Origin of the sequence: Bacillus sp. 007/AIA-02/001 (genome assembly GCF_004634455.1) — a bacterium.
In the GTDB taxonomy this organism is placed as follows: Bacteria; Bacillota; Bacilli; order Bacillales; family Bacillaceae_G; genus Bacillus_A; species Bacillus_A cereus.
On sequence record NZ_SEIY01000004.1, the window covers coordinates 125,839 to 141,258 of the forward strand.

Below are 15,420 nucleotides of genomic sequence, written 5' to 3' on the forward strand. Positions count from 1 at the left end.
TTGTTCAAATGAATATTCTTGCTTCTTCTCAGCTACCGAAGCTCTCTGGAAAGAATGTGTTCATCCTACTTTTCCTTTTCAACGCTTTTACGTATAACAAGTATTGTACGACTTAATCACAGAAAAATCAAACTTTTATCCAGAAAGAAAAGGAAATCCCATCCCCCTGCCGAATAACTATACGTTCACAAAAGGAGTGATAACATTGAACCAAAAACAACTAAGCACTATAAATGAAAAAAGCTGGAATGCAGCTGCTTATGAAGCTTGGACGAATCGCCACGGGGCACCAGCTGATTATGCGAAAAAAATCATGAAAGATCCCACGCGCGAAGTAGCACATTATTTACCTTACATAAAATCCCCAAAAGGAAATAAAGCTGTCGCACTCGCCCTTTTAGGCTCTGACGTAACAGTTGTTGATATTTCAGCAAGTAATGCAAAATATGCAAATGAACTTGCGGAAGCCGCAGGCGTCTCTATTCATTACATCGTTTCTGATGTACTAGATGTAAATCTCTCCAAATCATTTGATATCGTATTACTGGAACTTGGTGTACTTCATTACTTTCTAGATTTAAAACCACTTTTCACAACAATCTCTCAACTACTAAAGCCCGGTGGAATACTTATCCTTCGCGATTACCATCCAATATACACAAAGCTATTAGGAGTAGACCATCCATCATTTCGAGCAAGTGGAAATTATTTCGATGAAGAATTAATTGAAGATGATGTTGCTTATAGCATCCTTCTTACAGAAGCACAGAAAGAATCGCTACCTAAAACAGCCATCCGTCGCTGGACGTTAGGAGAAATCATTACAACACTCGCGGAAGAACATTTTAAAATTGAAAAACTAGTTGAAGAACACGGACCTCATCAAAGATGGCTCTTCCCTTCTACTGCACCGGAAAGAATCGAAGAACGTATCCCTGGTCTATATACAATAATTGCGACAGCATGCAAAAAAGGATCCCTTCACGGATAGGATCCTTTTTGCATGCTCACGCATATAAGTTGAGGTTGGAGATTACCATAATTCTGTAGAATAGGACACAAGATATTTCAACATTTCGTCTCTGACTTACGTCGTCAAAAAGGGGTATGACCAACATAACGAAGAGTAATGTTTTAGTTGATACTGATAATCGTTATCAACTAATTAGAAGTATACATGATGTCATTTCAAATTTCAATAGCATTTCTAATATTTATTTATGAATTTTATGATATGCAAATGTATACATTTTAAGAACTTTTTCTAATATCAATCTGACTCCTTCCATTATCTGCTATAATTTTCATTGAACAGATTAATAACTTCATAATAATGTTTTTATTAATTTCGTTTTAAATATCTATAAATCATAATAAACAGTTTAAACGAGGGTAGGGGTAACGATGAAATATGTTAGTATTCGAAAAAAACTACTGTTCACACTCTTAAGCATTTCTTCTTTATTTAGCATTGCTCTTATTGTTATTCTTTCATTCGCCATGAATCAAGCAAGTGAAATCGAAACGTTAAAAAATGATGTATCAAAAAGAGCGACGATTTTAAAAGAACGTGGCGATTGGTTCCAAGCACAAGTTGCTGGTTTACAAGAATATTTACTATCACATGATCAAAAAGGATTAGATAAGTTCAACCGAGAAGGGAAAAAATTAGCTGATACTAGAGAGAAAGTAACAAGTGACAAGAAGCTCCCAGAAGGAATGAAAGAAGCTATTTTAATGGGGGGAAAATGGCGTAGCGTCATAGATAATGAGGTACTACCTCTTGCTCGTGAAGGAAAATGGGACGAAGCATCCAAAATTGCTTTAGCACAAACAGATTATGTAAATGATCTTTTAGGTCGTTTTAATAAATATACAAATGAAGAGAATGAGAAACGTGACGCATTAATTGCTGACGTCGAGTCTTCTTCATCACTTATTCAATATATTATTTTCTTCTCACTCATTACATGTACATTAACGTCTATTTTATTAGCATGGTGGTTCTCTGGTAAACTCGTTAAACCAATTCGACAAATTGATGAGAAGTTAAAAGAATTAGCTTCTCAAGATGGAGATTTAACGGCTAGATTACACGTAACAAGTAAAGATGAAATAGGTGACATTGCAAATTCCTTTAATCAAATGCTCACTAACTTACAGCATATAATAAAACAAGTTCAACAAACATCAACAAGTGTAAAAGAAGCTTCCGAAAATGTATTTATCGAAACGACTGCTTCTATGGAAAATACCGCAAGGACCCAAGAAACTATGAATGCTCTTGAACACAATATTCGTTCACAAGTTTCTAGCATTGAAGAAAGTTCAACTGCAATGGATGACATGGCAACAAGTGTTCAGCGTATCGCTGAGTCCGCCTCTTCTGTTACTAGTTTAGCTGTCACAACTTCAGAAAAAGCAGATGATGGGAATAAAGTCATTGAGAAATCTATTACACAAATGCACACAATTAACGAAGCTGTTAACGCTACATCACAAGTAGTTGAGCGACTCATTACACATACAAATCATATCGATACTGCACTTCAATCTATTTCGAATATCGCCGAGCAAACAAATTTACTCGCTTTAAATGCTTCTATTGAAGCAGCTCGTGCTGGTGAACATGGAAAAGGATTCGCTGTTGTTGCTGATGAAGTTCGAAAACTTGCTGAACAATCTCAACTAGCCGCAACTGACATTAACCATTTACTGCATCAAATTCAAGCCGATACTAAAATAGCAAATGACATGATGACACAAGGTCAAGCAGAAGCTTCTGAAGGAATTACTGTTATTCGTACTGCCGGATCTTCATTCTCAGAAATTGTTAACCACATTAACAAAGTCTCTACGCAAATGCAAGAAATGTCTGCAACTGCTGAAGAGATGGCTGCAAGCTCTGAAGAAATGAACGCAGCTTTAAATAATATCGCCTCTATTTCAAATGAAGTTGCTGCAGAAACATTACAAACAGCACATTCAGCTGGTGATCAAGTAAACAAAATGAGTATCGTGGCTAACAAATCATCTGAAATGAAAACAATCGTACAAGAACTTGAAGTTCTCGTCTCTCATTTCAAAACAAACGCTTAAAGTGAACCTTTCGCTTGTAATGACACAAGCCCAAAGGTATAGGAAAGAAAATTTTACAGTCTCTCTTTTTTCAATTTAAAATATCTCTTTCTATCTCTCATTCCGTCTGCTATAATTCCTAAAGGAAATAAGAAAGCTTTATTCCAACTGGAGTAAAGCTTTCTTTCAATTTTTTACATTTATTAATTCTAATACTAAGATTTCACAAAGGAGGCTTTTAATTATATGAATTTTGTAAGTATCAGAAAAAAACTTATGTTCATGATGGGAACGATTTGCGCTTTATTTGGCATCGCCTTAGCTTTTATTTTATTTTTTGCTATTGACCAATCTCGTAAAGCTGAAACATTACAAAAAGAAATTTCTCCACTGGCAACAGAATTGAAAGAGCGTGGAGACGCTTATCAAGTACAGCTATCTGCTTTAAGAGGTTATTTACTACAACATGATCAAGTCGAATTAGACAAGTTTAATGAGATGAGTAAACGTCTTGAGGATTCAAAAGATAAACTTCTTTCTAATCCAAATCTTCCTTCGTCCGTAAAAAGTACAATGGAATTAGGGTCTACTTGGAGAAAGTTCGTTGAAGAAAAAGTATTCACTCTTGCAAAAGAACAAAAATGGGAAGAAGCTTTACAAGTAGCTTCTTCAGAAAACGGAACGGTCTATAAAGTAATTGGTGACTTCACAAATTACAGTAATGAACAAGCTAAATTACGTGAACAATCTATTGAACAAATTGATCAATCTTCACTAGGAATTGAATATGCAGTCTTTCTATCACTTGTTATTTGTATTGTCGTTGCAATTATTCTTGCATGGTGGTTCTCTGGTAAACTTGTGAAACCAATTCAACAAATTGATACAAAACTAAAAGAATTAGCCTCTCAAGAAGGTGACTTAACGGCACGTCTACAAGTAAATAGCAACGATGAAATCGGTGCTATCGCAACATCATTTAATAAAATGTTAGAAAACCTACAATATATCATTAATCGCGTTCAAAAAACATCAGTGGAAGTACAAACCGCTTCTGAAAATATGCTAGAAAAAACGAATACATCACGTGAGGCGACATTAAGAGTCCAAAGCTCGATGTCCAACTTAAATGCAAGTATTCAATCACAAACTTCTAGTATGGAAGAAAGTTCAACTGCAATGGACGATATGGCAGTAAGTGTTCAGCGTATTGCTGAATCTGCTTCATCTGTAGCGGAACTTGCTGTTGCCACATCTGAACATGCTAGCGATGGAAGTACCGTTATCCAAAAATCTGTTTCACAAATGACAACAATACACGAAGCTGTAAATGCTACGTCAGAAGTGGTTGAACGTCTAATCACTCATACGAAATATATTGATACTGCTGTACAATCTATTTCTAATATTGCTGAGCAAACAAACTTACTTGCTTTAAATGCTTCTATTGAGGCTGCTCGTGCTGGCGAGCAAGGAAAAGGATTTGCTGTCGTAGCTGACGAAGTTCGAAAACTTGCTGAACAATCTAAAACAGCTGCAACAGACATTAATCAATTACTACATCAAATTCAAAATGATACAGAAACTGCTAGCTCTATGATGTCTCAAGGCCGTTCTGAAGCATTTGAAGGTATCAATGTTATTCGTGAAGCTGGTACTTCTTTCACAACAATTGTGGAACAAGTAAATAAAGTATCTACTCAAATGCAAGATATATCAGCAACTGCTGAAGAAATGGCTGCAAGTGCTGAAGAAATGAATGCTTCACTTAATAACATCGCTTCTATCTCTACTGAAGTATCCAGCGAAACTGCCGCAACGGCACAATCTGCTGAACAGAAAGTTATCGTTATGAATGAAATGACAGTAACTGCTAGAAAAATGAAACAAACAGTTGAAGAGTTAGATCAGCTCGTATCTCATTTTAAAACAGAATAGATGTTCAAAAAATATCCCTCTTGCGAAGAGGGATATTTTTTTGAGCTCATTTCCTGCACATTATGCTCATTTCCGTTATAATGAGAATCGATATCATTAAAGTGTAGGAGGGGCTGCTTATGTCACAAGAATCATTTGAAAATAAATTACTTGCCAATTTAGAAGCTGTTATTGACCCTGAACTAGGTGTTGATATCGTTAATCTTGGATTAGTTTATGATGTTACAGCAGATGAAAATAATAATGCTGTCATTACGATGACTATGACTTCTATCGGTTGTCCAATGGCTGGGCAAATCGTATCAGACGTTAAAAAAGTATTATCAACAAACGTACCTGAAGTTAATGAAATAGAAGTAAATGTCGTTTGGAATCCACCGTGGTCGAAAGAACGTATGTCACGTATGGCGAAAATCGCATTAGGTATTCGCGACTAAATAAAGTGGAAATTTCATCATTTGGGGATAGCGGGATAAAGAAAAGACCTGACTAGGATGTCAGGTCTTTTCTCTTATTATTTTACACCTACTGCATCATAAGCTTTCGTTACAGCTTGTACAGCTTTAGAGTTTTTACCGTATAAATCTTCAGCTGACTGAAGTGCCGCTTGGCGCATCATTTTGAAGTCAGAGTTTGCAGTTAAATATTTCGTAAGCGCACGGTAGTAAATTTTTTCTGTCGCTTCACGGCCCACTCCAGTTACTTTCACGCCGTAATGATCTCCGCCTTCAGAAACTAAATAAGCAGCTTTATTATTAATACTACTGTTAATATGAACGCCGCCATTATCAGCTGTTCCAGTATAACGTTTACTATAGTGATCTGGGTAACCTTCACTTGGTTTTAATGGGTTTGGAATAGATGCTGGATCTTTTAGTGAACGAAGCGCATCACCAGGTTTATCAGGTGTATAAATGTCAGCACCTAAATCCCAGCTCTTCTTCTCAACCATAACACCCATAATATCAGATAACGATTCATTTAACGCCCCTGACTCATTTTTGTAAACAAGGTTTGCTGTATGTTCAGTTACAGCATGCGTTAATTCGTGACCGATAACATCAAGTCCAGCAGATAATGGAATGAAAGTTTTTCCATCTCCATCACCATACATCATTTGCACACCATTCCAAGCTGCGTTATTCCAAGCTGTACCTACGTGAACAGTTGAAATAAGCTTCGCACCTTTATCATCGAAAGAGTTACGATTAAATGTCTTTTTGTAGTAATCATATACTTTCCCTGCATTTACATGCGCATCAACTGCAGCTTTATCTTCGAAGAACTTAGATTTACTTTCAACTTCTTCTCCTGTATATCCAAGCCATTGTGAGAATAAATTAAACCAGTTCTCGTCCATATTTTCTGCATCAAATGTATGAACACCTTGTCCTCGTTTACCATCAAACAAGTTGAATTGTCCTGTTTTCGTATCTTGAGCAATTTCAAATGATTGTCTAGCACCTAATACTCCGTAACCAAATCCAGTAATGTTATCTACAGCGTTATATTTCTCAATAACATTTCCATTCGTTGCATCAACAAAATAATGCCAATACCCTGGAGCTGGTTTTGAAATCGATGCCTTAACTAAGTATGCAAGGTAGTAATTACCGTCCTTTTCATATACAAATAAATCTTTTTTCACACCATCATAACTCTTTACTTTACCAATTTCTTTCTCAATATCTGCCTTTGCAATTGTTTCTGCTTGTTCCGCAGTAATGCTTGCAGCTGCAGGAATATTTTTATCATCTAAATTCGGAATAACTTGTCCGAAGAATGCTTTTACATTATTCTCTTTATCAAGTGTAACAGTTTGATCAGAACCGTACACAGGAATGTTATTATGTTTCTCAACTAGCTTCACATGTGTCGTATCAGATTCAGCGTCTTTTTCTTCCCCAACGATATTAAAATGCTTTTCAATATTTCCTGCTAATTTAAACATATCTTTCTTACTCTCTAAGTATTGAAAGACTGTCTCTTTTTTATCTAGTCCTTCCGGTGCTTTCCATTCTTCACCTATGTATGCAGGTGTTTTAAATTCTTGATGATATTGAATTTTTTGTTCTTCCGCTTTCGTTGTCGTTGCCCCAAACGCTCCAAATCCCCCGGCGATAACAGTTAACGCTAATGCTGATGAAATGACTTGCTTTTTCACTATAACATTCCCCATTCCCATAAAGATTTTTGACACTTTTATACAATTCTTATTTTCCCAGCCAATACCTCTACCCAAAATTTGAGAAACATTTTTCAGACAATTCCAATCAAAAAAAGAGGACATCTATCGGATGTCCTCTTTTCTATAAACCTTTTATTGTTTTTTCAATTCAATTGCTAAATAATGAGATTGCTCTTTTGCTTCAATATGAATATCTTCTTCTACCGCTTCTGCTGCATCACGCATAACAAACGTTTCACCATTTATTACACTGCTTCCTTCAATTTGTACAAGGTACAATTGACGGCCTTCTTTCACTGGAAAATGAATTTCTTTTCCAGCCTCTAATGATAAGGAGTATAAATTCGCATCTTGGTGAATTTGAATTGGTGCATTTCCTTCTACTGAAGATACCATATGGAACCATTCATTTTCGCGCTTGCTCCAATCAAATTTAAACTCACCATAGTTTGGTTTATGATCCGCACGGTCTGGTAAAATCCAAATTTGTAATAAACGCAGCGTTTCATCGCCTAAATTATGCTCGCTATGAAATACACCCGTGCCAGCACTCATATATTGAACATGTCCACGCTCAATCGTTCCGCGATTTCCCATGCTGTCTTCATGTGTTAAAGCACCATCTACAACGTAAGAAATAATCTCCATATCACGATGTGGATGCATATCAAAACCAGTTTGCGCCGCTACTAGATCATCATTAATAACACGTAACGCTCCGAAGTTCATGTTATTTGGATTATAGTAATTGGCAAAAGAAAAATGAAAATGTGTATTTAACCAACCATGATTTGCTCTGCCCATATTTTTATGATCAACTTTTCTAAACATATCCTTCACCTCATACTATCTCGAATTCGAGATTTATTTTAAATTTTTTTCTTATTGTAACTTTTTTAGTAGTGTTAATAATTGCTTTTGTTCCTCTATGTTTAAATTATGAAACTTCTCTGCTTGGAACGTTTCTTGAGGTGGGACGATTTCTTCATATAAAGCTCTTCCCTTTTCTGTTAAAGAAATATATTTCGTAGTACCCTCTTGTTCACGCAAAATCCACTCAAGCTGCTCCATTTTATTTAAAAGCTGCGTTACATTTCCTTTCGTAACAAATAGCTTATTTCCAAGTTCTTGCTGCGTTAAACGATCATGTCCTCCAACTTGAGCTAACACATCAAACTGGGCGGCAGATACATTCCATCTTTTCAAATGCTGATTCGTCTCACGAATACTCTTATTATAAAAGCGTGACAAACGAAACCATAATAGTAGCCCTAGTCTATCTTCTGTTTTCATTTCATCACCTCGCTCGTTTCATATCATTAGTTTAGAGCTAAACTTAATAAAAGTCAAATACTTACTTTTAATAAGCACAAAGAAAGCACAGGGCTATTTCTCCACTATGCTTTACATTAACTTTCTACTCTTATATTCATCCAATTTCCTCTCCGCGAACTTCCTCGCATCTTTTTCAATCCACCGCTCTTCGTACCGTTCACTTCCCACATACAATATATCTCTCTTATGTTGCATCGCATGGCGAAATTCATGCAGTAGCGTTTTGAGAACTTGCTCATACTCTTCCCACATACAAACGAAAATTAATTGCTTTTCTTTATGATAAAAACCACCTACTGGGAATAGGAACTCTTCTTCCTCTTCCCCTAATGATAGAAGCACATCATTTGCATCACACGTATCACAAAAAATAACGGGCGTTTTACATACTTCAATAAGAGAAAACAAATCCTCTCTCAACTTTTTGACATCCCAAGGAAGCTCCGAATCCAACACATACCAATTCTCTACCTGTTGATATACATTTTGAAACTGGAGTTCCATTTCTCTTTATTCCCCTTTCCAAGCACCCTTTTTCTATATGTATGCCACAATATGGTAAATATTAAACGTATTCTTTCATCCTTGAAAAAATGCCAATAAAAAAGGAATCTACGTCGACATAGATTCCTTTTCTGTAATCACTTTTTTTTCATCATTTTTTTTAATACAAAATAACCAATTGCACAAACAATAGCAGCAAGTGCAAAGTATTTCACATATGGCCCCGCAACTTTATTAATACTTTCCCACTCTGTTCCTAATTTAAAACCTAAATATACAAACACAATTGACCACGGAATAACAGCTAATGTAGTTAGCGTAATAAACTTAGCATGTGACATTTTCGCAATACCCGCTGGTATCGAAATAGCATGACGCACAACCGGAATAAAACGTGCGGTAAAGATAACGCCAGTTCCATAACGATTAAACCAATCTTCAGCATAATCAATATGTTTCTTCTGAATTAAAATATATTTTCCATATCGCTCAAGAACAGGTCTTCCTCCATATCGACCAATCCAATAAATGAATAGTTGTGCAATTACACCACCAATTGTACCGAACGCGACAGCGCCCCAAAATGTAATGCTTCCTGTTGATACTAAATAGCCTGCATAAGACAATACGATTTCACTTGGAATAACCTCTAGCATTAATCCAAGCATAATTCCCCAATAACCAAGTCCTTCTAAAAAAACTAAAACCGAATGAATCAACTCTCCTAACATCATGTACCTCTCTTTACTGTTTTCATCACCAAAATAAAAGTACAAGCAGGAAATATCTTGTACTTTTATTTTTTTAATTTAGTTAGTCTTCGTATCCCACTTAAAGATTTTATTTAAGAATTTATATACATTCTTCGACTCTTTTGTCAGAAGTGGGCCTAAAATGGATAGTATAAGCACGTATAGTGCTGAGAATGGTTTCAGTACTGACATTAAACCACCGGCGATACCGATATTAGCCATAATGATGGAGAACTCTCCTCTTGAAACGATTGTTAATCCGATATTTGTTGATGCTTTATGAGATAATCCAGCTTGTCTTCCTGCAATCATTCCTGCTACAAAGTTACCGATTATCGTAAGAAGGACAGCACCTAACGTTAACCATATCGCTCCGCCTAATGAGAACGGATCAATACTTAACCCGAAGCTGAAGAAGAAAATAGCTCCGAAAAAGTCTCTAAATGGAACAACAAGATGTTCAATTCGGTCACTATGCTCTGTCTCAGAGAAAACTAATCCTAGAAGAAGTGCTCCAATTGCTTCTGCAACGTGAATTGTTTCTGAAAAACCAGCAATGAAGAATAACGAAGCAAATACTACAATAATAAAGATTTCATCTGAGCTAATATTGAGCAATTTATTTAATAACGGCGTAGCCTTTCTAGCTACTATAAAGAATAGAAGCATATATCCTAAAGCAATTCCAATTGAAGTAAGGGCACCTAAGAAGGAAGCGTGATCTCCAAGTACTAAACCAGAAACAACTGATAAATATACAGCAAGGAATATATCTTCAAACATAATAATTCCTAAAATTAATTCGGTTTCATTATTACCAGTTCTTCTTAAGTCCACTAACACTTTAGCAACGATAGCGCTAGAAGAAATCGTAATAATACCCGCAATAATTAAGATTTCTAGTAATGGGAATCCCATTATAAATCCGTATAACAAACCAAGTGAAAAGTTAATTAAAATATAAATCGTTCCGCCAATCGCAATAGAGCGTCCAGATTTAATTAGTTTTTTCATTGAAAATTCTAATCCTAGATAGAATAGAAGGAATAGAACCCCAATTCGTCCAAGGAAGGAAATTACACTTGCACTTTCAATAAATTTGAGATCGATAACACCTATTGTCGGTGCATGCGGTCCTACTAACATTCCAAGAACGATTAGAAAAGGAATTACTGAGAATTTAAATTTCCCAGCAATTACTGCTGCAATTGCCACTAAAACTAAAGCTGTACCAACTTCAAAAATTAACGTATCCATCTAATCAGTCCCCCCTATTTGAAAGTAATTCATTAATGATTTTTTTAATTTCTTCTCTCTCACCTGAAACTACAAGCATATCTCCTTCTTCAATTACTGTTTCTGGTCCTGGATTAAATAGCTTCTTCATGTTCTTCTTCATAACCGCGATTATTGTTACGCTATATGTTTTTCTTATTTCAAGATCGCCAATTGTTTTTCCGATTGCTGGAGCTGTATTCTCCACTTTGAACCACTCAATCGCTAAACCTTCAAAAACCATCTCAACATTTTCTAACGCCCTAGGCTTATATACCATTCCACCTAATATTGCAGCGATTTGTCTTGCCTCTGAGTCACGTAGTGAAATACTTGAGATGCTTTCTTCATGGTCTGAATCAAAATGATACATTTCTCTACGACCATCATCATGAATGACAATTACCATCTTTTCATTACCTTTCGTAACGATTTGAAACTTATAACCAATACCCGGAAGTTCACTTTCTCTAATATTCATTTTTAGCTCCTCCATAACTTGTTTATTTTAATTTTCTGTTTTTCTGTCTTTTATTCATCCAATCAACTTTAGAAATTCTAACCACTCAGGATATTTGTGATTTGGAAATCTTTTATTGTAATAATAAGTGGACCCTAAAAAGATACTTAAAGATGTAATGATAAAAAATATATTACTTCTCATTTTCAAACTCTCAAGGCTTACTTTCCATAAAGAATCTTCTTTCAAATTATCCCCACTTTCTCGCTTTAAATTTAGTTTTTTAAAATGTAAATAATTCTAAAAATATTACGATGTAACATAATCATAACACAAAAATGTTTTAAGTAACATAATTTTTTAGAAAAATTGATTCTCGTATATTTTTTGCATATAATTTTCTTATTACGAAAAAAAGGAAGTGTATTATATGGTTGATATCTTTAGCAGATTCCTTGAGGTAACGAATAATATTTTATGGTCATATATTCTTATTGCAATGCTAATCGGCTTCGGTCTTTACTTCTCTTTTAAATTAAAATTTGTCCAAATTACTCATTTCAGTGAGATGGTCAGCTTAATTAGTAAAGGGTTTAATCGAAAAGAAAAAAAGAAAGATAGCATCTCACCATTCCAAGCATTTTGCTTAAGTGCAGCCGCACGTATCGGTATTGGAAACTTAGCTGGTGTAGCATTAGCAATTTCAATGGGTGGACCTGGCGCAATATTTTGGATGTGGTTTATCGCAATTATCGGAGCAGCTACTAGTTTTGTAGAATGTACACTTGCGCAAATTTATAAAGTAAAAGATGGAAGTAGGTTCCGTGGTGGACCAGCATATTACATGGAAAAAGGGTTAAACAAACGCTGGATGGGCGTCTGGTTTTCACTTCTTATTACAGTTGCGTATGGATTAATTTTCAATTCAGTGCAAGCAAATACAGTAACAATAGCGTTTGAAAATGCTTTTGGACTAGAGCGAACAATCGTAGGAGCTCTATTAGCCTTATTAGTTGCAGTTATTATTTTTGGTGGCATTAAGAGCATTTCACGTATTACAGAAATGATTGTTCCGCCAATGGCAATCGTTTATATCGGCGTGGCTATTTTTGTCGTTATTAACAACTTCAGTATGTTACCAAGCATTTTCATGGAAATCTTTAACGGTGCATTCGGTTTAGACCAAGCCATCGCTGGTGGTATTGGAGCAGCAATCAAGTTCGGAATTCAGCGCGGTTTATTCGCTACAGAAGCGGGAATGGGTAGTTCTCCTAATGCAGCCGCAACATCTGATGTATCTCACCCTGTAAAACAAGGGCTTGTTCAAGCGTTAGGCGTTTTCGTAGATACATTCTTAGTATGTACATCAACAGCATTTATCGTATTATGTTCTGGACTTTACAAAGGATCAAATTTAGAAGGTATCGAATTAACACAAAACGCATTAAGTTCACAAATTGGACCGTGGGCAAGCACTTTCTTAGCGATTATTATTTTCCTATTCGCTTTCAGTTCACTTCTAGGAAACTACTATTATGGTGAAACAAATATCGCATTCATTAAAGAAAGTAAAACATGGTTAATGATTTATCGTGTTGCAGTTGTCGGAATGGTATTCTTCGGATCAATCGCTGCTCTTAAAACAGTTTGGAGTTTAGCTGATTTATTCATGGGACTAATGGTATTCACAAACTTAATTGCCATCTCATTCCTTAGCAAATTTGCTTACGCTGCATTAGTAGACTATTTGAAGCAAAAGAAACAAGGAAAAGATCCTGTCTTCGTTGCAAACTCTATCCCTGGCTTAAAGAATACAGAGTGCTGGGATGGGCAAGATGTAGAAGAAAAACAAAAGGCTGTTTAACAAATAAAGGCGGAAGCGGCTCGTTCAGAATCGCAGGACACTTCAAGCTCTCGACCTTGAAGCGCTTTTTGCTTCGAGCGAGAGAGCGAAATGACCGGAGATTCTAGCCGCTGGAGCTGGATATTACTTTAAAGCGGAGGTGACTTGCTCAGAACAGGAGGGCATTGGAGCTCCTGACGAAGAGGCGTTCTTTGCCTCACAGGAAGGCGCGAAATGACCGACTGGTCTAGTCACCGGAGCTGGATATCATTAAAAGCACAAGCGGCTCGTTTAGAACAAGAGCCATATCTCAAACAAAGGCCCTATTACTTCACCGTAATAGGGCCTTTTATTTACAACAGTTCATAATTTGTTCAAATTAATTCCAGCAAAAGGGTTGATTTATAGAGATTACTAGATTATAATTATTACAAATTAGTAATTGATATCACATAACAACTCAAAAGGAGATTGATCATAATGAACAAACAAGTAATCGAAGTATTAAACAAACAAGTAGCAGACTGGAGCGTTTTATTCACAAAACTTCACAACTTCCATTGGTACGTAAAAGGACCTCAATTCTTCACATTACACGAGAAATTCGAAGAACTTTACACAGAATCAGCTACTCACATCGATGAAATTGCAGAACGTATTTTAGCAATTGGCGGCAAACCAGTAGCAACAATGAAAGAATACTTAGAACTATCTTCTATTCAAGAAGCAGCATACGGAGAAACTGCAGAAGGGATGGTCGAAGCAATCATGAAAGACTACGAAATGATGCTAGTCGAACTGAAAAAAGGCATGGAAATCGCTCAAGACTCTGACGATGAAATGACATCTGACCTACTACTAGGCATCTACACAGAACTAGAAAAACACGCTTGGATGCTACGTGCGTTCTTGAATCAATAATAATTAAAAGCGGAAGCGGCTTGCTCAGAATCGCAGGGCATTGGAGCTCTCGACCTTGAAGCGCTTTTTGCTTCGAGCGAGAGAGTGAAATGACCGGAGATTCTAGCCGCTGGAGCTGGATATCACCTAAAAGCGGAGGTAGCTTGCTCAGAATGTGAGGGGGATGGAGCTTTCGACGTAGAGGCGCTCTTTGCCTCGCAGGAAAAAGCGAAGCCACCGAACATTCTAGCTACCGGAGCTAGATATTACTTTAAAGCGGAAGCGGCTCGTTCAGAGTCGCTTTTTTCTATAGATTGATCGCGCATGCTGGTACATGAAATTTATATCAGCGATTTTTCCAATATATCGGCGATTCCCCCCAACATATCAGCGATTTTCCAATTATATCGGCGATTCCCTCCAATATATCAGCGATTTTTCAATTATATCGACTTATCGACAAATCACGACAATATTAACAAACACCTCTCCCCTACTTTTATCAATATATTACAATCTCATCTATGTTAAAATATAGGAAACACCCTTTAGCTTTTCCAAATTCATCATTTACTACTTAAATGACGGGAGTGGTTCAGTTGAAAGACTACTTAATTAGAGCATTTTTTGCGTTAATAACAGTTGGGATTCTCTTACTTATAGCTAATATTTTCAATATACGTGTCGAGGTTAAGGACTATGCTTTCCTCGTTGTCGTAGCAATTGGTGGCGGCTGGGGTGGCTGGTACCTGTATAAAAAACAAAGCAATCAAAATAATAAAGGCATTCCAAAGTAATACGGAATGCCTCTTTTTATTGCCTTCTGTAATAAATAATGAAATTCAGACCACTAATACAACCAATCGCAATAAACATACAAAACGATTGTGGATCTCCACCTAGATTATACTCATCAACGATAAACCCAGACATAAACAACGTTATCGCGGAAACACCGATACACAATACCGAGATAAACCAAAGCGAAAATTCATTAATCAACTCTTTCTTCTGTCTCAAAACAATTAGCATAACAAGAATAGATGCTGCTAAAATACTTTTAAAAACCGGTGTTAAATACACAAACTCCTCCATCTCTTTCTCCTTTTCCAAAAACATTACACCTAAAAATTAACATATTTAACCA

The 15,420-nt window shown here is 36.2% G+C and carries 15 protein-coding genes and 1 other annotated feature (1 of these 16 only partly in view); of the genes, 7 read left to right on the top strand and 8 right to left on the bottom strand.

The genetic code is table 11. The annotated features are described in order from the left end of the window. Nucleotides 1–91 (bottom strand) — a binding site (T-box leader); it reaches 180 nt to the left of the window's first position. Between the two features lie 114 nt (nucleotides 92–205). The 4 genes from ES895_RS12320 to ES895_RS12335 all read left to right on the top strand — a co-directional run bounded on the left by ES895_RS12320 (nucleotide 206) and on the right by ES895_RS12335 (nucleotide 5,453). Then, on the top strand, nucleotides 206–991 hold the full coding sequence (locus tag ES895_RS12320; protein ID WP_135238374.1) for a class I SAM-dependent methyltransferase: 786 nt from the start codon (nucleotides 206–208) through the stop codon (nucleotides 989–991). Between the two features lie 413 nt (nucleotides 992–1,404). Continuing rightward, entirely contained in the window at nucleotides 1,405–3,099 is a 1,695-nt protein-coding gene (locus ES895_RS12325; protein ID WP_000878440.1) for a methyl-accepting chemotaxis protein, read from the top strand. Between the two features lie 225 nt (nucleotides 3,100–3,324). After that, nucleotides 3,325–5,016: a methyl-accepting chemotaxis protein gene (locus ES895_RS12330; protein ID WP_135238375.1), complete on the top strand. Its 1,692-nt coding sequence runs from the start codon at nucleotides 3,325–3,327 to the stop codon at nucleotides 5,014–5,016. A gap of 119 nt (nucleotides 5,017–5,135) precedes the next feature. Then, entirely contained in the window at nucleotides 5,136–5,453 is a 318-nt protein-coding gene (locus tag ES895_RS12335; RefSeq protein WP_135238376.1) for a metal-sulfur cluster assembly factor, read from the top strand. A gap of 77 nt (nucleotides 5,454–5,530) precedes the next feature. On the opposite strand, the gene ES895_RS12340 is transcribed toward ES895_RS12335, so the two are convergent. From ES895_RS12340 to ES895_RS12370, 7 genes are all read right to left on the bottom strand, one after another. Then, a complete protein-coding gene (locus ES895_RS12340; RefSeq protein WP_033685825.1) occupies nucleotides 5,531–7,180 on the bottom strand; it encodes a M4 family metallopeptidase in 1,650 nt (549 codons plus the stop codon). Nucleotides 7,181–7,336: 156 nt separating this feature from the next. Further along, nucleotides 7,337–8,035 (bottom strand): pirin family protein, encoded by a 699-nt coding sequence (locus ES895_RS12345; protein ID WP_065702881.1) that lies wholly within the window; start codon nucleotides 8,033–8,035, stop codon nucleotides 7,337–7,339. Nucleotides 8,036–8,086: 51 nt separating this feature from the next. Further along, a complete protein-coding gene (locus ES895_RS12350) occupies nucleotides 8,087–8,497 on the bottom strand; it encodes a MarR family winged helix-turn-helix transcriptional regulator (RefSeq protein ID WP_061139651.1) in 411 nt (136 codons plus the stop codon). Nucleotides 8,498–8,608: 111 nt separating this feature from the next. Then, nucleotides 8,609–9,043, bottom strand: coding sequence for a DUF3920 family protein (locus ES895_RS12355; protein WP_000422801.1), 435 nt, complete (start codon nucleotides 9,041–9,043; stop codon nucleotides 8,609–8,611). 137 nt (nucleotides 9,044–9,180) lie between these two features. After that, nucleotides 9,181–9,774: an undecaprenyl phosphate transporter UptA gene (uptA, locus tag ES895_RS12360; protein ID WP_000900214.1), complete on the bottom strand. Its 594-nt coding sequence runs from the start codon at nucleotides 9,772–9,774 to the stop codon at nucleotides 9,181–9,183. A 78-nt stretch (nucleotides 9,775–9,852) separates the two neighbouring features. Further along, entirely contained in the window at nucleotides 9,853–11,052 is a 1,200-nt protein-coding gene (locus ES895_RS12365; protein ID WP_000380223.1) for a cation:proton antiporter, read from the bottom strand. A gap of 4 nt (nucleotides 11,053–11,056) precedes the next feature. Next, entirely contained in the window at nucleotides 11,057–11,551 is a 495-nt protein-coding gene (locus tag ES895_RS12370) for a cation:proton antiporter regulatory subunit (protein WP_001026075.1), read from the bottom strand. Nucleotides 11,552–11,960: 409 nt separating this feature from the next. Between ES895_RS12370 and ES895_RS12375 the strand changes: the two genes are divergently transcribed. The 3 genes from ES895_RS12375 to ES895_RS12390 all read left to right on the top strand — a co-directional run bounded on the left by ES895_RS12375 (nucleotide 11,961) and on the right by ES895_RS12390 (nucleotide 15,070). Further along, entirely contained in the window at nucleotides 11,961–13,394 is a 1,434-nt protein-coding gene (locus ES895_RS12375; RefSeq protein ID WP_000227591.1) for an alanine/glycine:cation symporter family protein, read from the top strand. Between the two features lie 459 nt (nucleotides 13,395–13,853). Continuing rightward, the gene (locus ES895_RS12380; RefSeq protein WP_001041895.1) at nucleotides 13,854–14,294 is read left to right on the top strand and encodes a Dps family protein; all 441 of its coding nucleotides are present in this window, start codon (nucleotides 13,854–13,856) and stop codon (nucleotides 14,292–14,294) included. 578 nt (nucleotides 14,295–14,872) lie between these two features. Then, nucleotides 14,873–15,070, top strand: coding sequence for a hypothetical protein (locus ES895_RS12390; RefSeq protein ID WP_000656313.1), 198 nt, complete (start codon nucleotides 14,873–14,875; stop codon nucleotides 15,068–15,070). 16 nt (nucleotides 15,071–15,086) lie between these two features. On the opposite strand, the gene ES895_RS12395 is transcribed toward ES895_RS12390, so the two are convergent. Further along, the gene (locus tag ES895_RS12395; RefSeq protein ID WP_098331097.1) at nucleotides 15,087–15,368 is read right to left on the bottom strand and encodes a hypothetical protein; all 282 of its coding nucleotides are present in this window, start codon (nucleotides 15,366–15,368) and stop codon (nucleotides 15,087–15,089) included. Nucleotides 15,369–15,420: the final 52 nt, after the last annotated feature.